The sequence below is a fragment of the Acidimicrobiales bacterium genome (assembly GCA_022452035.1).
Classification (GTDB): Bacteria; Actinomycetota; Acidimicrobiia; order Acidimicrobiales; family MedAcidi-G1; genus UBA9410.
The window spans coordinates 80220-99335 of the sequence record JAKURV010000002.1 but is presented as its reverse complement, the minus strand read 5'-3'; the positions used below and the strand labels follow the sequence as shown (position 1 = coordinate 99335).

19 protein-coding genes and 1 tRNA gene are annotated in these 19116 nt (G+C 63.2%); 7 read left to right on the top strand and 13 right to left on the bottom strand.

Annotated features, from left to right (window positions below; translation table 11 throughout):
- Window positions 1–60: 60 nt before the first annotated feature.
- The 6 genes from MK181_01535 to MK181_01510 are packed head-to-tail and all read right to left on the bottom strand — an operon-like array spanning window position 61 to window position 5667.
- Complete coding sequence (locus tag MK181_01535; GenBank protein MCH2418474.1) at window positions 61–921, bottom strand: phytanoyl-CoA dioxygenase family protein; 861 nt, start codon at window positions 919–921, stop codon at window positions 61–63.
- A 13-nt stretch (window positions 922–934) separates the two neighbouring features.
- Window positions 935–1612 (bottom strand): DUF1028 domain-containing protein, encoded by a 678-nt coding sequence (locus MK181_01530; protein MCH2418473.1) that lies wholly within the window; start codon window positions 1610–1612, stop codon window positions 935–937.
- 9 nt (window positions 1613–1621) lie between these two features.
- Entirely contained in the window at window positions 1622–2758 is a 1137-nt protein-coding gene (locus tag MK181_01525; GenBank protein MCH2418472.1) for a Rieske 2Fe-2S domain-containing protein, read from the bottom strand.
- 23 nt (window positions 2759–2781) lie between these two features.
- Window positions 2782–3195, bottom strand: coding sequence for a RidA family protein (locus MK181_01520; protein MCH2418471.1), 414 nt, complete (start codon window positions 3193–3195; stop codon window positions 2782–2784).
- Window positions 3196–3244: 49 nt separating this feature from the next.
- On the bottom strand, window positions 3245–4501 hold the full coding sequence (locus tag MK181_01515; GenBank protein MCH2418470.1) for an acyl-CoA/acyl-ACP dehydrogenase: 1257 nt from the start codon (window positions 4499–4501) through the stop codon (window positions 3245–3247).
- Window positions 4498–5667, bottom strand: a complete 1170-nt coding sequence (locus MK181_01510; protein MCH2418469.1) for a M20/M25/M40 family metallo-hydrolase — start codon at window positions 5665–5667, stop codon at window positions 4498–4500. The genes MK181_01515 and MK181_01510 overlap by 4 nt, the downstream gene beginning before the upstream one ends.
- A gap of 281 nt (window positions 5668–5948) precedes the next feature.
- Here MK181_01510 and MK181_01505 point away from each other — a divergent pair, with 281 nt between their 5' ends.
- From MK181_01505 to MK181_01495, 3 genes are read left to right on the top strand one after another with little or no spacing between them, the layout of a single operon-like run.
- Complete coding sequence (locus MK181_01505) at window positions 5949–6098, top strand: hypothetical protein (GenBank protein ID MCH2418468.1); 150 nt, start codon at window positions 5949–5951, stop codon at window positions 6096–6098.
- Window positions 6098–7831 carry a thiamine pyrophosphate-binding protein gene (locus MK181_01500; protein MCH2418467.1) on the top strand — a complete coding sequence of 578 codons (1734 nt, stop codon included), beginning with the start codon at window positions 6098–6100 and terminating at the stop codon, window positions 7829–7831. Before MK181_01505 ends, MK181_01500 begins: the two co-directional genes overlap by 1 nt.
- Window position 7832: 1 nt before the next feature.
- A complete protein-coding gene (locus tag MK181_01495; GenBank protein ID MCH2418466.1) occupies window positions 7833–8870 on the top strand; it encodes an LLM class flavin-dependent oxidoreductase in 1038 nt (345 codons plus the stop codon).
- 15 nt (window positions 8871–8885) lie between these two features.
- On the opposite strand, the gene MK181_01490 is transcribed toward MK181_01495, so the two are convergent.
- From MK181_01490 to MK181_01480, 3 genes are all read right to left on the bottom strand, one after another.
- A complete protein-coding gene (locus MK181_01490; protein ID MCH2418465.1) occupies window positions 8886–9707 on the bottom strand; it encodes a TauD/TfdA family dioxygenase in 822 nt (273 codons plus the stop codon).
- Window positions 9708–9872: 165 nt separating this feature from the next.
- Window positions 9873–10622: a hypothetical protein gene (locus MK181_01485; protein ID MCH2418464.1), complete on the bottom strand. Its 750-nt coding sequence runs from the start codon at window positions 10620–10622 to the stop codon at window positions 9873–9875.
- Window positions 10623–10693: 71 nt separating this feature from the next.
- Window positions 10694–10770: transfer RNA gene (locus tag MK181_01480), tRNA-Met, on the bottom strand.
- Window positions 10771–11011: 241 nt separating this feature from the next.
- Between MK181_01480 and MK181_01475 the strand changes: the two genes are divergently transcribed.
- The 3 genes from MK181_01475 (at window position 11012) to MK181_01465 (ending at window position 13410) form a co-directional block, all read left to right on the top strand.
- Window positions 11012–11836, top strand: a complete 825-nt coding sequence (locus MK181_01475) for an alpha/beta hydrolase (GenBank protein MCH2418463.1) — start codon at window positions 11012–11014, stop codon at window positions 11834–11836.
- A 153-nt stretch (window positions 11837–11989) separates the two neighbouring features.
- Window positions 11990–12145 carry a hypothetical protein gene (locus MK181_01470; GenBank protein ID MCH2418462.1) on the top strand — a complete coding sequence of 52 codons (156 nt, stop codon included), beginning with the start codon at window positions 11990–11992 and terminating at the stop codon, window positions 12143–12145.
- An 11-nt stretch (window positions 12146–12156) separates the two neighbouring features.
- Complete coding sequence (locus tag MK181_01465; protein ID MCH2418461.1) at window positions 12157–13410, top strand: cytochrome P450; 1254 nt, start codon at window positions 12157–12159, stop codon at window positions 13408–13410.
- 10 nt (window positions 13411–13420) lie between these two features.
- Here the strand turns inward: MK181_01465 and MK181_01460 are convergent, their stop codons facing one another.
- The 4 genes from MK181_01460 to MK181_01445 form a co-directional block, all read right to left on the bottom strand.
- On the bottom strand, window positions 13421–14821 hold the full coding sequence (locus MK181_01460; GenBank protein ID MCH2418460.1) for a bifunctional 3-(3-hydroxy-phenyl)propionate/3-hydroxycinnamic acid hydroxylase: 1401 nt from the start codon (window positions 14819–14821) through the stop codon (window positions 13421–13423).
- Between the two features lie 372 nt (window positions 14822–15193).
- On the bottom strand, window positions 15194–15943 hold the full coding sequence (locus MK181_01455; GenBank protein ID MCH2418459.1) for a fumarylacetoacetate hydrolase family protein: 750 nt from the start codon (window positions 15941–15943) through the stop codon (window positions 15194–15196).
- An 89-nt stretch (window positions 15944–16032) separates the two neighbouring features.
- On the bottom strand, window positions 16033–16959 hold the full coding sequence (locus MK181_01450) for a hypothetical protein (protein MCH2418458.1): 927 nt from the start codon (window positions 16957–16959) through the stop codon (window positions 16033–16035).
- A gap of 177 nt (window positions 16960–17136) precedes the next feature.
- Window positions 17137–17658, bottom strand: a complete 522-nt coding sequence (locus tag MK181_01445; protein ID MCH2418457.1) for a MarR family transcriptional regulator — start codon at window positions 17656–17658, stop codon at window positions 17137–17139.
- Between the two features lie 127 nt (window positions 17659–17785).
- Between MK181_01445 and MK181_01440 the strand changes: the two genes are divergently transcribed.
- Window positions 17786–19105: a glutamine synthetase gene (locus MK181_01440; protein MCH2418456.1), complete on the top strand. Its 1320-nt coding sequence runs from the start codon at window positions 17786–17788 to the stop codon at window positions 19103–19105.
- Window positions 19106–19116: the final 11 nt, after the last annotated feature.

The window sequence follows — 19116 nt, the reverse complement described above, 5'->3', positions numbered from 1 at the left end:
CGCCCAGGTGGCGCGGGCCCCGACCGCTTAGGTGAGACTCGTTGGTCGTCATATGCGCCTTTAGGTGCCGGCTGCCTCCTGCTGGGAGAAAAACGAGGCTCCGATCGGGAGTTCGGGCATATCCACCTCATAGGGCACCGAACGGACGCGGCCAGAGTCGAAGCCCCGGACGAACAGCCCCTGATGCACGGTGGGAACCGGGCTTGGCCCGCACGGCAGGGCATCACCCGCCGCGTAGACGCAGATGAACAGGGTGCGCGGCCGGTCCGATCGGTTGGGCGCCGAACCGTGCGCCAACTTCGTGTGCATCAGGCAGACAGATCCCGCTTCACCGGTACACCGCACGGCATCGCGCCGCAGGCCGGAGGCCACGTCGGGGGCGATGGCACCGGTGAACGTCCCGTCGTGCCAGAGGGAGTGCAGGGGGCCGTCGTGCGAACCGGGCGCCACCTCCAACGGTCCGTTCTCTTCGGTGACCTCGTCGACCATAAGCAGGGCGGTCACCAGGTCGGTGTTGGAGTGCGGCGTGTAGGGGAAGTCCTGGTGCCACTCCACCTCGGTGGCCGAACCAGGCAGCTTGGTGTTGACCTTGGAGTGGTGGACCTTGACGTCGGGTCCGATGAGGGCGGTCACCATGTCCACCATGGCGCTGTCCACCATGACCTCGTAGTGGGCATTGGACACCTCGGACGGCGCCGCCACCCGGCGCAGGGCCGGGCGAGTCGCGGAGTGACCGGGTTGCACGTCGAACCGAGGCCGCCCGTCCAGGGTTTCGCCCCAGGGTTCCTCATGGGAGCGGCTCTCTTCCACCCAGCCGTCAAGGTCGGCCCGTAGGGCGGCCAGCTGGGTCGGGTTGACGGCATCGGGCACGGTCACGACGCCGTCGCGCCAGAACTCGGCGACCTGCCGATCAGTCAGCAAGCCAACCGCCCGATCACGGGTCGCCAGCCACGCCGTAGCTGGGCGCGACCGCCGGATCGACGGCCCGGTCGAGGTAGGGCTGCATCTGGGGCTTGTAGTCGGTCCAGAGGTGCCGCACCACAGCCACCGGGTCGACGTCGTCCCAGTCGCAGCGCAGGTCGACGAGGGCGAACGGCTGCTCATGGTGGACGAGCAGGGCCGCCGAGTGCACCAGGCCCTCCTCCCCTCCGGCGGCCTGTCCGGCTTCCAGCCCGAGGAGGAGGCGGTCGGCCAGGTGGGCGTCTGGATGGGCCCCGAACGTCGCGCACATGGCGGCCGGGACCTCCCTAGTGCTCAGCAGGTTGCCGGCGGCTACGCAGTGTTCGCCCTCCACGACCCGGTTGGTGCCCAGGATGTGGGCGCCGGTGAAGTGCCCGGTCCGGCCGGCTGCGTCCACCACAGCCAGTTGGCGGTAGTCGGCGTGTGCCCGACCTTCCATGACGGCTGCCACGGCCTCCACCGCCGAGTCTCCGGCCTCCAGGCGTTCGAACACGCAAGCGGCCAAGGTCGGGTCGGTGACGTTCTGGGTAGCTACGGCCCCGACGCCGGCCCGGGCGTGCGGGCACCGTGATCCAACGCAAATGGACGACGTAGTGATGGCCACCCCGAACATGCCGGTGAGGGCGCAGTGGCCGGTGATCGAGAAGGTCATGCGCGGAACCTAGGCCAGCCGGTCGGCGAGGTAGCCCATGAGGTCGTGGATCTCGTGCTCCAGCCAGCTCAGGGGTCCCGGTGAGGCCATCGGAGAGCGGGACCCGGCGTGGATGCCCTCTACAACCCGCCGGTCCTCCTCACACACCGCAGTGAAGAACCCGACCATCTCGGCAATCCACGCCTCGGGGTCGTCCAGCGAGGCGTGGACCTCCGGGGCCAGGGCGATCCCGAACCGCAGGTCGACCCGATTGACGCCGTCCGGGCGTAGCGACAGGTACCAGAGGTGGTCGGGGGCCAGGATGTACATGTGTGATGGGAACACCGTCGGCATAAAGGTGGTGGACCGCCAGGGCTCTTCCAGCCGGTCGTTGTCCCGATGGGCCCGTCCGTACTGAGCGTTTTCGTCCTTTTCGAACATCTGGTAGGTGAAGCCCTCGTGGCGCCGGTCAGGAAACACCACCGAGTCCATGGGCATCCAGGTGCCGAGCGTGGATCTGTGGGCAACCGGTAAGTGGTAGCCCTCCATGAAGTTCTCGACAAGGAACTTCCAGTTTCCGCCCCACGTCTCGTCCTGTCGATGGACGGGGACGTAGTCGGGCACTCCGTAGCGGGCCACGAACTCCTCCATGGGCGCCAGGAGCTCGGCCACTGGCAAGGCGTCGGAGTTCAGGGTGGAGTAGATCCAGCCCTGCCAGACCTCGGTGCGGACCTCGGGCAGGCAGACGTCGGCCTCGTCGAACCCATCAGTGGCCTCCATGTGGTTGGTTCCGACTAGGTGGCCCTCGAGGTCGTAGGTCCAGGCGTGGTACGGACAGGTGATCCGAAGCCCAGTCCCGTCGCCATCGACCAAGGTCATCATGCGGTGGCGGCAGACGTTGGAGAAGGTACGGATCAAGCCGTCGGCTCCCCGAACGCAAAACACTGGGCGATCGGCAATCGACCAGGTAAGGCGGTCCCCGGGCTTGGGAATCTCAGCGGCCAGGCCGGGTGACACCCAGTCACGGGCGAACACCCGGTCGCGTTCGAGGGTCAGGATCTCGTCGTCGTGGTACATGGCCGGCGGCATGTTGGTAGCTGCCGACAACGAGCCATTGGCCACGGCTCGTAAACCGGCTAGGACCTCGTCAGTCTGGGAGGAGCGCATCAGGGCAGCGGACGGCAGACCGGTCAGTCGGGGATGACCGCCGTGGCCTCAATCTCGACCAACCACTCGGGGCGGGCCAAGGCGGAAACGACAATCCCGGTTTGGCAGGGATGGACGCCCACATGCCACCTTCCCATCTCGCGGTACACGGCCTCCCGGTGGCCGATATCGGTGAGGTAGACGACAAACCGACATACCTGGTCCAGCGCCGACCCCGCTTCTTCCAACAGCATGGCGATATTGGCCATCGCCTTCTCGGCCTGCTTCCCGGCGTCGCCGACGTAAAGCGACTCTCGGGTCTCGAGGTCTTGGGAGACCTGACCCCGCAGGAACACCATCGTGCCGCGGGCCACCACGCCCTGGCTGAGGTCGTTGTCGAGGTTCTGTTCGGGGTAGGTGTCCCTCGTGTTGAAGGGACGGAGTCGCTGGTGGGCCATGGTGGTCGAGCTTCCTCAGTGGTGCGGATCCGGATTCAAGCGGTGGGCATCATGCCCCGGCCGTGGCCTGGGCGGTGGCTCCAGTGCCGGCCTCGAACGGGGTAGAGCCTCCGCGACCACCCTTGGCCGAGAATCCGTTGCCGAGCGCCAGTTGGGCGAGCCGCTCGACGTACAGGTCGTCGCGGAAATGCAGGGTGAAGGTGCGGGCGTCGCGCATCATCTGGCCCAGGGGGTACCGCTCGTGACAGGCCCGGGCCCCTACGAGGTCAAAGCCCTGGTAGGGAATGGTCAGGACAGCATCCTTGGCGAGGTGCATAGTGCGCACGGCGTCGGCCTCGCAATCGTCGGGGTCGTCGCCCCGGTCCAGGCGGGATCCCGTAGACCGCAGGCAGGCCCTGGCTGCGAACAGTTGGGCGTCCATCTGGCCCAACTTCACCCGGACAGACTCCGAGTCCCGCAGGTCGGGACGCTCAGTGATGTACTCGGCCAGGAAATCGAAAGCCGCCTGGGCCGAGCCGAGGTGGTTGGCGGCGTAGCCGCACGAGAAGGTGCGAGGGTCCCCGGTGACCCACCCACCGGGGGTACCGACCACGTGGTCGTCGGGGACAAACACGTCGGTGAACCGCACCCCGCAGGAGATGGTCGACCGCATCCCCAGCATCTGCCAGTCGTCGAGCAGTTCCACGCCGTCCCAGTCCACGTCGACCACGGCGAACAGCATCCGGTGGGCGTACGGCGTGTCGCCCTCGACGGCACACCAAACCATCAGGTACTTCGCCGTGGCAGCCACCGAGGCGAAGCCCTTGCGGGCCGTGAGGCGGTAGCCGCCGTCAACCTTGGTTAGTTCGGACTCCAGCACCTCGGCGCCGTTCTCGTACAGGTGAGCCTCCGAGCCCAGCGAGGCGCAAAAGTCCCCGGAGGCGATGCGGGGTAGGAAGTAGTCGCGCTGAGAGGGGGTCGAGTGCCAGGCGATGATTCCAGCGGCGTGGTTGTGGACCTGCAGCAGCTGGGCCGTGTTGGTCTCCCACCAGGCCATCCGTTCCAGCGCCTCGTACCAGTGGCTGTAGCGACCGGGAAGCCAGACCCCGGCGCCGCCGTATTCGGTGGGCAGGGTTAGGGCGTGGAGACCGGCGGCCTTCGCCTCGGCGAAGTTCTCGTGGGGGAACTCGACGGCCTCGTCAAGCGCCCGTCGGCGCTCGCGCCAACCGGGGCCGAGCTCGTCGATCCGGGCGAGGATGTCCCTGGCGGTCGGCGGCTCGGTCCAGGGGACGCTCGTGGGGTCCGTCAGGCGGGCAGCGGTGGTCATGGGGTGCCTCCCGTTTCGGGATTGATGCAGAACGAGTCGACGGTGCGTCGAAGCAGGTCAATGCACCGGTCGAGCTGGTCGGGGGCCACGTGCTCGTCGGGCCGGTGGGCGTCAGCGATGTCGCCGGGGCCGACGATTACGGCGGGGGTGGCCAGGCGGTCGGAGTAGAGGCCGGCTTCGGTTCCGAACCCGACTGGTCCCGGTTCGCCACGGCCGACAAGGGCCTTGACTCTGGCCACGGCCTTGATCTCCGGGTCAGTGGCTAGGGCCGGGTAGCGGATGAACTCCTCGGTGGTGGCATAGCCGCCGAAAGCTGACAGGCGGGCGTCGGCGGAGACCACCCGGGCCAGTAGGTCGGCCAGCACCTCGTCAGGGTCGACGTCGACGGAGTGGCGGACCTCGAACTCCATGGTGCAGGTTGGGGCCAGCACATTGACGGCGACACCGCCGCGGAGTGTCCCGACGTTGGCGCTGACACCGCGCGACGGGTCGTTGAGGTCCTCGATGGCCACGGCGAGGGCCACAGCCTCGTGTACGGCGCTGGGGTCGGTGGCCGCCCGGCTGGAGTGCCCGGCGGCGGCGGCCAGCTCGATCCGGCAGGCCACCTTCCCGGCATGGGCATTGCAGAGCCTCATGCTGGTCGGCTCCCCGACCACCACTACCTCGGGGGCACAGGACCCGTCGGCGGACAGGGTGTCCAGCAGGCCGTGGACGCCTACGCAGCCGATCTCCTCGTCGTAGCTGAGCCCCAGGTGGACCGGAGCGCGGAGGCCGTCCACGTCGACCGACTCCATCACGACGAGGGCGGCGGCAAGGAAGCCCTTCATGTCGGCCGACCCCCGGGCCCGGAGTTGCCCGTCTACCTCGGTGAGGACATACGGGTCGGTGGACCATCCGGATCCGGCGGGGACAACGTCGGTGTGCCCCGACAGCAGGACGCCACCGGAGGCGTCAGGTCCGAAGCGGAGGTGCAGGTTGGCCTGACCCGCCTCGCCAGGAACCACGGTGGCGGTGCCGCCGACAGCGGCGGCCCGCTCGGCATACAGGTCGACCAGATCGAGGTTCGACGACCGGCTCTCAGTCGGGAAGGCCACCAGATCGGCCAGAAGGTCCACGACCGTCTCAACGGTCGGGTCCGAGGCCATCACCATCCGGAAATCATTCATGGCCCTCAAACATCCGTCAAAGTGATGTGATCGATTTTCTGAATCCGCTGATTCTATGTTCCCTGTTCAGGGAGTCACCGTGGGAGCTCCTGTGACTCCTGGGCAGAGCCTGTAAAGGCCTCCAGGGCCGGAGGGGGCCCTCTGCCGGTCCGCCGAACCAGACCGAGGCCCAACGGTAGAACGTCAGTGCTGAGCGACAGGTGGGTTGGCCGGGTCCCGTCGATCCCGTGAGGCCCACAGGGCTGCGGGCTTGACGCCCCTACCGCCTAGCCTCCGCAGCCATGAACTCCCCGGAGGGGGCCGGTAACCGGGCCACCATTGTCGTCGCCGGCCTCCGGCACCGGAGAATGGATGTGCCGCGGAGCCTTCGCCGAACTAACAGTGGATTTCTCGAAGGAACGATGCTGAACGGCCTGTGGGGGGACCTGTGATGAGCGGCCAGGCGAGGCGAACGCGGCCGGCCACGCTGTCCGGTGGCCAGGCCACCGTCGAAGCCCTCCAAGCCGAGGGAGTGCGTCACGTGTTCGGGCTCATCGGATCGGCCGCCATGGAAGTCTTCGATGGGCTGTACGACGCCGACGACGTGACCTACGTCGGCGTCCGCGACGAGCGGACCGGGACCCACATGGCCGACGGCTACGCCCGGGCCTCCGGACGGGCCGGCGTTGTGCTGGCCGGACAGAATGGCCCCGGTGCTACCAACCTCGTCACTGGTGTAGCCCAGGCGGCGGCGGCCTTCTCGCCGGTTGTGTCCATCGCTGGAGCACTGTCCACGGCTCACGTTCACCGGGACGCCTTCCAGGAGGTGGATCAGGACGCCCTGTTCCGGCCCCTCACCAAGAGGACATGGACCGTGCCGTCGACCGACCGGATCCCTGAGATGATCCGCGAGGCGTTCCGGGTCGCCCTGGCTCCACGTCGCGGACCAGTGCACCTGAACCTGCCCCGCGACGTCCTCGCCGGAACCGCCGAGTTCCCCCCACCCTGGGACCCAGCCACCTCCCGGGCTCACGAAGCACCCGCCGGAGCCGACGAACCAATCTGCCGGGCCGCTGGCCTACTGGCCGACGCCGACCGTCCGGTCATCGTGGCTGGTGCCGGCATCAAGAACGGCGGCGACCACTCCGCGGTCAGCGCCCTGGCCGAGGCGTTGGATGCCCCGATCGTCACCTCGCCCGGACACGGCGACGCGATTCCGTCCGACCATCCGCTGTGCGCTGGGCAGATGGGCCCCCGGGGCAACCTGGTGGCCTCTCGACTGGTTTGCGAAGCCGATGTAATCCTGGCTCTTGGAACCCGCCTCGGCTTCAACTCGACCTTTTTCTCTTGGGAAAACGTCAACCGGGAAGCGGCGATTATCCAAGTCGAGTTGGAGCCCACGGCGATCGGCCGGTTCTTTCCCGTCGATGTCGGAATCCACGCCGACGCCCCCACGGTGGCCCAGCAACTCGTCGAGGCCCTGGCCGATCACCGGGTACGGACGACCGCAGAGGCCTGGGCCCGATCCTTCGCTGACGACCGAGCCGACCACCGGGCCCGTCGGGACGAGGTGTCGGACGCCTACCCGATCCAGCCGGCGGGCCTGTTTCGCGAACTGCGAGCCGTGCTACCCCGGAACGCCGCCGTCACCCTGGACTCCGGAACGCTCTGCCTACAGGCCACCGACGCCCTGAACCATTTCGAGCCGCCGTGCCTGTTCAGCCCCCTGGACTTCGGCCTAGTCGGGTTCTCGTTCGCCTGCGGGCTAGGCGTGAAACTGGCCAGGCCCGAGCGGCCAGTAGTCAGCCTTATGGGGGATGGGGGCTTTGGCATGATCCTGTCCGAGCTCAGCACGGCGGTCGACTACGGCGTAGACACAGTGACCGTGGTGATGAACAACGGCTGTTGGGGTGCCGAGAAGGCCTACCAGCGCGAGTTCTTCGACGGCCGCTACATCGGTGCCGACCTGCACAACCCGCCTTTCGACCAAGTCGCCGAGCTCTACGGAGCCGCCGGCTACCGGGTGGAACGCCTCGACGAGGTTGCCGAAGCCGTCCGCGCCGCCCTAGACGCCGGTCGGCCAGCGGTGATCGACGTGGCCGTCGACCCCGATGCCCTCTACAGCTTTCGGCGTGACTCGTTCGCCCACCGGACCCCGACCATCTCCGACGGGGAGGCCGGCTGACATGAGGTTCCAACTCGCCATCAACCTCGAGCGACTCGATGACAGCCGCGACATGAACGAGGTGGCCCACCACACCCTCGAGATGGTCCAGATGGCCGAGGAGGGCGGGTTCACCATCGCCTGGGCCGCCGAACACCATGCCCTCGAGATGACCATCGCCCCCAACCCCCTCCAGATCCTCACCTGGTGGGCCAGCCACACTGACCGGATCCGCCTCGGTACGGCGGTAGCTGTCGCCGCCTACTGGCACCCGGTGAACCTGGCCGGAGAGGCGGCCTTCCTCGACCTGATCAGCGGCGGTCGACTGGAGTTTGGAATCGGATCGGGTGCCTACCAACGCGAGTTCGACCGCATGCACCCCGGCCTGAAGCAGTCCGACGCCTGGCGCCATATGCAGGAGATGCTGCCTGTCCTCAAGAAACTGTGGGCCGGTGACTACGCCCACGACGGTGAGTTCTGGTCATTCCCAACTTCCACCTCGGTACCTAAGCCGGTGCAGAAGCCCCACCCACCAATCTGGGTGGCCGCCCGCTCGCCCATCACCTTCGACTTTGCGGTGAAGAACGACTGCAACATCCTGTCGTGGCCCATCGCCCGTCCGTTCGCCGAAGCCGAGCTCTACCGTTCACAACTCGACGCCTCGATTGCCGCCCATACCGGATACGACACGCCTACCTGGGCCGTCATGCGCCACACCGCCGTCTACGACTCGGCCGACCAGTGGATGGTCCCCGTCGAGGCGGCCCAGCGTCAGCTAAGCCAATTCGAGAACCTGTTCAAGAACCTAGGCGACGTCCAAAACGGCTTCCCAAGGACAATCCCCATGGACCAGGTAGCCAACGCTGCTGACTACGAGCCGGTGACCCTGAGCGAGAACCTGGTGTTCGGCACCCCCGACGAGGTAGTGGCCAAGCTGCGGCGCTACCAAGAACTGGGGGTCGACGAGTTCGTCTACTACGCCAGCCTCGGCCTCGGGCTGACCGAGCAGAAACGGTCCATGGAACTCTTCTGCTCCGAAGTCATCCCCGCCTTTACCTGAGGCGGGGCCACGGGATCAGACGGGCCGGTCGCCGACGATGGAGACCCGCTCCATATGTCGGGTCTCCGGATAGAAGTCGTTCGTCCCAAAGTGTTGGACGGCCCGGTTGTCCCACATCACGAACGTGTCGACCTCCCACCGAATCCGGCACTGCACACTCGGATCCATGATCGCCCGCTCCAGTCTCCTGAGGATCTCCGTGGACTCGTCGGCGTCAACACCCATCACATGTGAAGTGAACGACCGATTGGTGTAGATCCCTCGGGCACCGGTTGCCGGATGGGTACGGACGACCGGATGCTCGACCGCCGGGTAGGTCGCCTGCTTCTCGGCCAGTTCGGCGGCGTCAAGCCGACCACCAAACGCGCGGGTGAAGTCGTGGACAGCCACCAGGTCATCAACCCGGGACTTCCAGGCGTCGGGCAGACGATCGTAGGCGGCTGTGGCATCAGCGAAGCACGTGTCACCACCAACCGGAGGTATCTCGACGGCCCGCAGGACCGAACCCATCGACGGCGCTTCTCGCCAGGTGACGTCGGAGTGCCAGACCGACGCTGAGTAAGTGGTCTCGGCATCGGACCTTAGGGTCACGACCTCCGGGTGGTCGGTACGAGCCCCGCGGTACACCGCGAAAGGGTGGACCTCAAGGTCGCCGAACAACCGTCCGAAGGCGATGTGCTCCTCGGTGGTGATGTTCTGATCGCGCAGGACCAGGACCTTGTGGTCCAGCCAGGCCCGATGGAGCGCCTCCAAGGTCGAACCGTCGACATCGGCCATGTCCACACCGGACACGTCGGCTCCCAGGGTGGCGGTGAGCGGTCGGACGTCAAGGGCCATCTGGCCAACCTCCAGCGAACGGGTGCCGTCCGATCCTACGAGGCTGGACAGATGGATGGGATCTGGCGCACCCACCGGAAGTAGACGGGAAGGCCCTTACGCGCGCCGCCGCTTGACCCCCTCTGGGAGGCTGACTGGGGTGGTTTCGCTTCGTGCCGATATCGGTCAAGGGGCGGTGGGCCCTAGGGAAACGAGGGCCTCATGTTCGATCGTGACCACGGGTAACCCGTCGACAGAAATCCGTACGTCGACTACGGCCCGGCTACCGCTCCGAGTATCGAACCGGTCGACGACGGTGGCCTCCACCAGTGCGGAGACACCGACAGGCACCGCAGCGTGATGGGCGATGCGGCTCGAGGTGTGGATCCACGATCCATCTACCAGGTGGCGGGTCATCACCCCGTTGGCCAACGCTGGCCAGACTGACGGGTGCACAACCGCGGCCTTGGCACACAGCGCAAGGTCGGCCCCAGCCCGCTCTGCATAGTTGATCCATTGGTCGACCAAGGGCTCGACATGGTCCGGAAGGCGTTCGCAGAGAGGCCGGTCCGACCAGTCCTTTCCCACGGCATGAACACCACCGGGCGGATGGGCGACCAGTCGGGCTCGCAGGTCACCGTCGACCAAAGCCTGTACCTCAACCGATCCGTTGCCAACGGGTTCGGGTACACAATCGACCAGGTCTCCAGCCTCCACCGGGGCCAGGAACTCCACGGTGGACGAACCAGCTGCCAGCCAGCCCTCACCCCACGCCTCGACAACCGGCCGGACCATGTATGCATGAACAGTGACCCCGGCAACCAGGGCAGTATTGAACCCGGCAGCCCGGCCACCTTCGTCGGTATGAATCGGGTTTTCCGCGTGCTCAGGAAGGTTCCGGGCCCGAACTGACCAGGCTTGGGGAGTGCCAGACATCATTCGGTTAACAACCCTAGGGCGTGGTCCAAAACGACGAAGTCCCGGTCAATAGGACCGGGCCTTCTACTTGGTAGCGGGGGCAGGATTCGAACCTGCGACCTTCGGGTTATGAGCCCGACGAGCTACCAGACTGCTCCACCCCGCAGGAGCGAGGCTAACGGCCGATTTGGTCGGTCACTCGGGCCTTTGGCGGTGACGGTCAGGTCCCGAACCGGGTCCAGACCGTCCACAGTTCAGGGAAGTACCGGTGTCCGGTCGTCTGCTTTAGCCATCCGAACCACCGGTGCCCGACTTGTACCGATGAGGCGTAAGACCAGTTGGTGAGTTGAGCGACTACCTGGCCCCAGCCCAATCCGGGAACGACGACCACAGATAGCGTTACTCGGATGTCGGACACCTCCGTGTTGATCGACGTCGATGAGCGCCCGATTGCCTGGCGGGAGGCCGGGACCGGTGACGTCGTGCTTTTCTTACACGGCCTCGGTCACAGCCGAATCGCTTGGGACCGTCAACTCGAGGATCTTTCTGATCGCTGGCGGTGTGTCGCATGGGACCTCCCTGGCTTCGGAGCCTCCGAACCCCTCGAGTCCCTGACCTTTCCAGCAATCGCCAGTGCCGCCGTATCCCTGCTCGATCGGCTCGGCGTGGACTCAGCGCACCTGGTCGGGCTGTCATTCGGCGGACAACACGCACTCCACGTCGCGCTCGAACACCCCGACCGTGTCCGATCACTCGTACTTGCCGACACCAGCCCCGCCTTCGGCCTCGACGGTACGACCCGTGAGGAATGGATCGAGCAGCGACTCGAACCCCTGCGAGCCGGTCTCACCCCCACAGACATCGCCGAGTCCGTGATGGTCGGCATCTCCGGACCCGGGTTCTCCGGTCCCGACTTCGACCTAGCCGTGGCGGCCATGAAGCGCCTGACATCCGGGGCATACGAGGACGCTGTGCGCTGTTTGCCGGACCACGACGTCCGGGACGCCCTGGCCACGATCCACGTGCCAACGCTGGTCGTCGTAGGCGAACTCGACCCGTCGACACCTCCCGCCGTGGCACGGCTGCTGGCCGACGGCATCCGCAACGCGAACCTTGTAGAACTACCCGGCATCGGACACTTAACCCCCAACGAGGCCCCCCAGGAGTTCAACCGGCTCGTCCGCGAGTTCCTCGACGCTCAAGAACCGACGACCAGAGGCGCCGGTTCCTAACGCTCTCCTCGCCTGTGAGCGTCGGACGATTGTCGACCGCGACTCCTGGACGATCTGGAGTCGTATTGGTTTAGAAGCAGAGGACCGCTCCTCTTCAAACGCTAAGTCGCAGGCTGGTACCGGGCAGTACAGAACGCCATAGAGTTCGATTCCGTGGGAGAGGCACTGGTTATCGACCATGACGAGACCGGCCCGAAGGAGTTGGCAGACCCCGGTATCGATCCGATGTCAATGATCTCTGAATCAGTCGATCACCAAGTGGAAACCCGTCGACAGGCAGACCGCCTAGTTGACCGGTTCCTCCACTAAGCACCAACTCCATGGCCCGAAAGCAGGAAACAGCACCCGGCATCCAGATATTGGACAATGACGTCTGGGCAGAGCGTGTCCCCCATGCCGAGTTCGCGACGCTACGTGCCTCCGCTCCTGTTGCGTGGTTCGACGAACCGGACGGAAACTCTGGTTTCTGGGCAATCACGCGTCTTGACAATCTCGTCGAAGTTCACCGCGACCACCGAACCTTCTCGTCACAGGTGGGAGGAACCGAACTCGAGGAGCTGGAAAAGGACCCCGAAGCGCGTGAAGCCCGTCGAACGATGCTGGAGACAGACCCCCCCGAGCACACCAGGATCAGGAAACTTGTTTCCCGCAATTTCACCCGCGGAGCTATCGAAAAATGGGAAAGCACCGCTAGAGCTCTAATCGCAGAAAACATGGACGAGGCCCTCTTGGATCACCGAGTCGACTTTGTCGAGACAGTTGCCCGAAAGTTCCCGATCCAGATGATCAGTAAGTTGCTCGGTGTCCCTGATCAGGACGCTGAACAACTGTTCCACTGGGCCGACGCCGTCGTGTACCACAACGACCCGGACTTCTCCGAGTTGCTGTACGACAAGGAAGACACCGAGCCCTATCGACTACTTCCGTTCAGGAGTCCCAGTTCTCTCAAGGTGTTCGAGTACGCCCAGAAACTCGCCAACGAAAGAGCGAAGCGGCCTGAAGCAGACGTGGTTTCGATTCTCGCGGCCTCAGAAGAACTAACTCCCTCTGAGTTTCAGACCTTTTTCCTTCTGCTGGTTATCGCGGGGAACGAGACCACCCGCCACAGCCTGAGCCACGGAGCCTTGGCCCTGGCAAAGTTTCCCGATCAGTTGGACCGGCTGCGAGAAGAACCCGACCTGATGGGCGCCGCGACAGAAGAGATCCTTCGATGGGCTAGCCCCCAGATCCATTTCAGAAGGACAGCGGTTTGCGACACGGAGTTGGCTGGGGTGCCGATCTCTGCCGGCGACAAGGTCGTGACGTGGTACATCTCCGCCAATTACGACGAGCGTGCTTTCGCCGACCCATTCACGCTTGACCTCAGCCGAGATCCCAACCCGCACGTGACGTTCGGAGGTGGAGGCCCGCATATCTGCCTAGGGGCTTGGATGGCCAGGTTGGAAGTCAGGGTCTTCCTGGAAGAAGTCGTGAGGCGTATTAGACGCATCCAAGCCGATGGCGACCCAGAACGAATCCGTTCGAACTTCATCAACGGCCTGAAACACTTGCCGCTAACCCTGGAACCTTTGTAGTTGCAGATTGTCAGGGCACCCCACCCCAGACCAGTCTTTCGGCGGTCTTGACAAGTTCGCCGATGGATTCTTCGTTCGCTGAGCCAAAGACATAGCGATCTGGCCGGATTAGCACTGCTGCTCGTCCAGCTAGAAGGAGATCAAGGTCACTGTCTAGGTCAACCAAGTCGTCAACGAGGACTGTTTGGCACCAGTTTCCTGTCTGGTGTGGGACTCGGGACACGAGATACCAGTCAGAACCACCGACGTCGTCGAGCAGGAGCGCGGTTCCATTGGAAAGAACCCTCGGTTGACGTGCCTGATGTCCAATTCTCTTGTCGGACCCTGAAGAAAAGATCCCTTCCATTAGCGGTGGGAGACGTGACCAGCGCTCCGATTCGTCGGCGTCAGGGGTGGGAAACTCTGTGACTTGTCCTGAGACGATGCGTCCAGCCTCAATCGACATGGCGATACACCGCTCGACATGGCTGCGGCGTTCCAGCTCGTAGGTGTCGAGAAGTGTTTCTGGGGCTCCGTAGTTGAGAACAGATCGCAGTTTCCACGCGAGATTGGCGGCGTCACGGATTCCCGAACACATCCCCTGGCCGATGAACGGTGGCATCTGGTGAGCCGAGTCGCCCGCAAGGAAGAACCGACCATCTCTCCACCTTTCGGCCACGACGGCATGAAACCGGTAGGGAGCAGCCCGCACGATCTCGCCGGCATCATCGGGGATCCAAGGTCGTAGCAGTTCACGAACCCTTTGGTGCTCTTCAAATTGATCGTGATTCTCGCCTTCTAGAAGGCGAAACTCCCAGCGGTGATGGCCGTGGGCAGAGGGCACGTAGGTAGCCGGCCTCTTCGGATCGCAGACCTGCTGGATAACCGAAGGAAGTTGGGGATCGTCATCAAACATGAGATCCACTACAAGCCAATACTGGTCAAACCCCCAGTCCGCCAGGCCAATGCCGAGACCCCGCCGGGTCGCGCTCGAGGCGCCATCACAGGCGACAACAAACCGTGCGTCAACGGAGTCGAGGTCTGTGACCTCTGACCCAAGAGTCAACTCGACATTGGGAAACCTTTCGAGCCCTTCCCGAAGGACACGATCGAGTTCCGGCTGCTGGAACACATAGTCCTCACACCAACCGAGGATCGGTGACCTCTCAAAGTCCTCGTAGGTGAAGAGCCTTGTCCCGTCCGCGTCGACGAATTCCATCCCCCGAGAGGGTTCGACGAGTCGCTCCACCTGATCCGAGAGTCCCGCCCCCTGGAAGATCCTCATGATCTCTGCGTCTAGGTGACAAGCACGTGGAAGCGGGTAGGCATCCAGGGAGGCCTCGTGGACTGAAGTCTCTACCCCGGCTATGCCCAGAAGATTCGCCAGAAGAGCGCCAACGGGCCCACAGCCGATTACTGCAACCTGGGGCACGTCTCTAGTCGGCTAAGTCCGGCACTTTGTCGTGCCAGCAAGTGGTACCCCAAGTGACGGCAAGCAACGTGCAGTCACACCCATCTGTCGCGCCATGCCAATGAGCCTCGTCCGGTGGGGCAACAACCAAGTGGCCAGGGTTGATAGCCACCGCTCCGTCGGCCAACGTCCCCACGCGGGCGCTACCAGACACGACAAAGAGCAATTGTCCACCAGGGTGATGGTGCCAGTTCGTCACCGCTCCTGAATGGAAATGGACCAGGGCAGTATCAGGGTCTTGATCACCTGGTGTGGCATGAAGCATCTCGAGTTCGACGTGTCCGGTGAACAATCCCCCATAACTGCTATCTCGATCACCACCGGTCACGATCTTCATGGAAGATCTCCGGCGACAAATCTGTTGCGGATCGTGCCGATCCCCTCAATCGAGGCCTCTACGACCTGACCGTTGCGCAGATAGGTGGGTGGGTCCATCGAATCACCGACGCCACCAGTCGTTCCTGTGAAGATCAGGTCACCCACTTCGAGAGTGACGTATCGAGAAAGCCACTCGATCAGGATCGGTACGGGAAAGATGAAGTCGCTGGTTCTCGCATGTTGGCGCAACTCACCATCGACTTTTAGAGAGATCTCGAGATCGTCGCGACTTGGAAGGTCATCCGGGGTCACGAGGACTGGACCGATGGGCCCAAACCGGTCGTAACTCTTAGCCATTGAGAACTGCTTGATTGGAGGCCGAAACTGCTCGTTTCGATCACTCACATCGTTACCCACCGTCAACCCAGATATGTGGTCCCAAGCTGAAGCGCTGGGAATTCGAACCCCACGCCGCCCAATTGCTAGGACAAGTTCCACCTCATAGTCGACCATCTCCAGGTCGTGCATCAGCACATCTTCGTAAGGACCGGCGATGCAAGTGGAGAACTTGACCATTACGTGTGGTTCAGTCGGAATCGGTTTGTTCGCCTCCTCGGCATGGCTTCGATAATTGAGAGCGATGGCAATAATTTTTCCGGGTCTTGGAACCGGCGGACCCAATCTGGAATCCATCACCTCCTCGGACTCGTCAACTGATCCGAGTTCGGCCATTAGGCGGTGATTCTTGAGATCGACGAGTTCCATGGGATCACTGGAGATCTTCCCGGACGTAGCCGATTCAACATCTACAACCCGACCATCGATGATCAGCGATCCCCGACCTTCCACGTTCGCTATTCGCACGAGTTTCCTAACTGATCCGCGTTCTGAATCTTCTGACTCTGGGCGGTCCAGCCCTCGGCAGGCCTCTCAAACCACATATGAACCTGGCCTGTTCCAGCCGCTGATTCATACTCTGAATACCGACGGCCAGCCGCACTGCACCCACTCCCGCCAATCGCACCGACCATCATCAGGTAGTGGCCGAAGAAGCCCTCAGGGGCATGTCTCTTATATTCAGCCTGGTATTCGATCACTTGGCAGTGGTCACCGTGCTCCCACCATTGGAGCACCTTCTGATCAGCGTCGCGAGCCTCTGGGGTACGAATGTTTTCCAGAGAGGCCGATTCATGGTCGGCAAACTCTCTCAACGGCCAGAAGCGATGGCTTAACCCCCCGGAAGCCAGCAAAACAACGCGCCGGTCGGACGCGTCGACAGCCTGCGCCAAGAGATCCCCAAACAGGAGAAAATCCTCTGGAGTCGCCGTTTGGCACACCCCGACCGAGATCCACCTTTCATCGCCCTGGAGGAACCCCAGAAGATTGATCGTTGGATAGTGAACCGGGAGATAGGGGTCGTCGCAGGCCAGGATCCAGGTGTCATCCCGACCAGAAGCTAGGGACTCGATCGACCGGGCAAGGTCGGGGTCACCTGGCATGTCATAGGGGACTTGGGACATCCCTCTCGGTAGCTCATCAGATGTGAATCTTCCTGTCCGTTGCTCGTGTGAGGTGACAACGTGTTCCACAGTCGTGAACCAGTGCGTGTCAAATACGACGATGGTGTCGGGCACCAGACGATCTAGACACTCAGTGCGTAACCGATGGAGCCCGGTCACGAGTGAAAAGTCATCTCCGTCGTTGAGTTCTCGGCGAAGAACCTCCGGCATGACGATGGGTGGAACATGCGAGACGACAGCCGCTCCCACGATCTCACCCATGGCTTAAACCTTGTCTGGTGAGTGCCGTTTGGGACTGCATATCACGAACACTAATCATTTGGGGCCAAATGATTCAAGCCTCCGCACTTGCTTCAAAGCCGCCCAGGGCCGACGTCTCCTCAACAACTTTTGTGGCCGTGCCGAACCAGCAGAGGCGAAGCACTGGTCGAATGCCGGTCATCGCTCATCGAGATCCTCGGTGGTTCTCAACACCTTGCGCAGTAGCCGGGCCAGGGTGGCCATCTCGTCGTCGGTAAGCCCGCCGGTGACCAGCGCCTCCTCACGGTTGAGGGCCGGCATTACCTCGTCGACCACCTTCGTCCCAGTTGCTGTGAGGACCACCTCGACGCGGCGCCGATCCTCGGGGATGGCTCTCCTCTCGGCTAAGCCCTTCCGTTCCAGGGTGTCGAGTACCCCGGAAAGGGTGCCTCCAGAAATTCCCGCCTCGGTAGCCAAGCTGCGTGACTCTTGGGAACCCCAGATCCGCAACACGAATAGCACCACGAAGGCACTCCACGACAGCTGGTGGCGACGCAACACGTCACGCTCCATGTGGTTTCGGAGCACCGTGGCCGTCCGGAACACGTTCGACACTGCCGCCAACGACAGGAGGTCGAGGTCGAGGCCCGACATCCGGTCCCGAATCAGACGTTCAGCCTCGATCAATTCCTCATCACCTGCGGAAAAGGCTCGGGGCATATACGGACACTACTATTCGGTACCGAACGATTTAGTAAGCGGATTGCCTTGGAGAACAACTCACTAGCAATAATCGTTCAGGCGATACTGCGAGACCCTTCAACAACAGGATGGAAGAGGCTGACAAATGGGAACAGACGAGTACAGGAGAGTCCGTGTCCTGTGGCCCGACCACTTGAATCTTGCTCGCGGCAAGTACCTGCCCTACCGCCTCGCTGAACGAGGAACGCGACACTGCCTGACTGTTTTGTCCTTGGAGTACGACCGGGACATGAGCCCAATACCCGGAACGGGATTCCTTGAGGGAATGCCAGACATGGAATGCCATTTCGACATGTCTGAGATAAGGCCAGGTTGGGAGGACGGCGTTGGCGTCGTCGTTGGGGATCTTGAGCGAAATGGTGAGCCAGTACCCCTAGCTCCAAGGACAGTGCTTCGCAATGCGGTCAGCGCCTGGGAATCGATGGGTTTCAAACCGAAGGTGGGGATTGAGCTAGAGGCCTACGTCATGGAACCCGATCCCGATGGAGGATGGCGTCCCTATAACGCACCCGGTTCGATGGTTTACGGCACAGGCGTACGTACCGACCCGGCGGGGATTGTGCGAGCCATCGATGAGACTGCAGACCGACTGGGTTTCCGGGTCGAATCAATCAACGGAGAATTCGACATGGGTCAGTTCGAACTGACCCTCGAATTCGATGACGCAATGGCATGTGCAGATGAGGTGTTTCTTTTCAGGACAATGGCCATGGAAGTGGCCGCGCAGAATGGGCACCTCCTCACCTTCATGCCGCGACCGATCCCGGAATATGGAGGTAACGGGCTACATGTCAACCTGAGCCTGGAAGACAGTTCCGGCAACAACGCCATGGTCGATCTATCGGCTCCAGATGGACTCTCAGCGCTCGCGAAGTTCTGTATCGCCGGACAACTCCACCACATGTCCGCGATGGCAGCGCTATGCGCACCTACGGCTAACTCCTACAAGCGCCTGTTGCCCGGCCAAATCTCCGGTTACTGGAAGAACTGGGGGCATGACCATAGGTGCGCCACGGTTCGCGTAAACCCGGAACGCGACGCATCAACTCGCCTTGAGAACCGAATGCCCGACGGAGCGGCAAGCACCTATTCGGCAATCGCCGCCGTATTGACTGCGTCGCGCCTAGGTGTGGAAGCGAGCCTTCCCTGTCCGGATCCGGAGACCGGGGATGCACTTGAGACGGCCTGCACCGAGGAGCACACACCCGATCACCTTGGGGCTGCCATCGAAGCCCTTCAAGCCGACGAGCAGTTCACTGACGCGATTGGCCCAGAAATGGTCGCCCAGTACATCGCAATCAAAAAAGCCGAGTGGGCCAAATACCTTGCTGCGAACGGAACCTGGGAAGAGACAATCGGCTCCTTCACAGAATGGGAGAAGCAGACCTACCTCCCGTACCTCTAGCGACCAGAAAG

Coding starts and splice junctions, on each gene's coding strand:
- MK181_01530 (MCH2418473.1), bottom strand. CDS start 1,612: ATGACCTTCTCGATCACCGGCCACTGCGCCCTCACCGGCATGTTCGGG.
- MK181_01525 (MCH2418472.1), bottom strand. CDS start 2,758: ATGCGCTCCTCCCAGACTGACGAGGTCCTAGCCGGTTTACGAGCCGTG.
- MK181_01520 (MCH2418471.1), bottom strand. CDS start 3,195: ATGGCCCACCAGCGACTCCGTCCCTTCAACACGAGGGACACCTACCCC.
- MK181_01515 (MCH2418470.1), bottom strand. CDS start 4,501: ATGACCACCGCTGCCCGCCTGACGGACCCCACGAGCGTCCCCTGGACC.
- MK181_01510 (MCH2418469.1), bottom strand. CDS start 5,667: ATGAATGATTTCCGGATGGTGATGGCCTCGGACCCGACCGTTGAGACG.
- MK181_01505 (MCH2418468.1), top strand. CDS start 5,949: ATGAACTCCCCGGAGGGGGCCGGTAACCGGGCCACCATTGTCGTCGCC.
- MK181_01500 (MCH2418467.1), top strand. CDS start 6,098: ATGAGCGGCCAGGCGAGGCGAACGCGGCCGGCCACGCTGTCCGGTGGC.
- MK181_01495 (MCH2418466.1), top strand. CDS start 7,833: ATGAGGTTCCAACTCGCCATCAACCTCGAGCGACTCGATGACAGCCGC.
- MK181_01490 (MCH2418465.1), bottom strand. CDS start 9,707: ATGGCCCTTGACGTCCGACCGCTCACCGCCACCCTGGGAGCCGACGTG.
- MK181_01485 (MCH2418464.1), bottom strand. CDS start 10,622: ATGTCTGGCACTCCCCAAGCCTGGTCAGTTCGGGCCCGGAACCTTCCT.
- MK181_01475 (MCH2418463.1), top strand. CDS start 11,012: ATGTCGGACACCTCCGTGTTGATCGACGTCGATGAGCGCCCGATTGCC.
- MK181_01465 (MCH2418461.1), top strand. CDS start 12,157: ATGGCCCGAAAGCAGGAAACAGCACCCGGCATCCAGATATTGGACAAT.
- MK181_01455 (MCH2418459.1), bottom strand. CDS start 15,943: ATGGAACTCGTCGATCTCAAGAATCACCGCCTAATGGCCGAACTCGGA.
- MK181_01450 (MCH2418458.1), bottom strand. CDS start 16,959: ATGGGTGAGATCGTGGGAGCGGCTGTCGTCTCGCATGTTCCACCCATC.
- MK181_01445 (MCH2418457.1), bottom strand. CDS start 17,658: ATGCCCCGAGCCTTTTCCGCAGGTGATGAGGAATTGATCGAGGCTGAA.
- MK181_01440 (MCH2418456.1), top strand. CDS start 17,786: ATGGGAACAGACGAGTACAGGAGAGTCCGTGTCCTGTGGCCCGACCAC.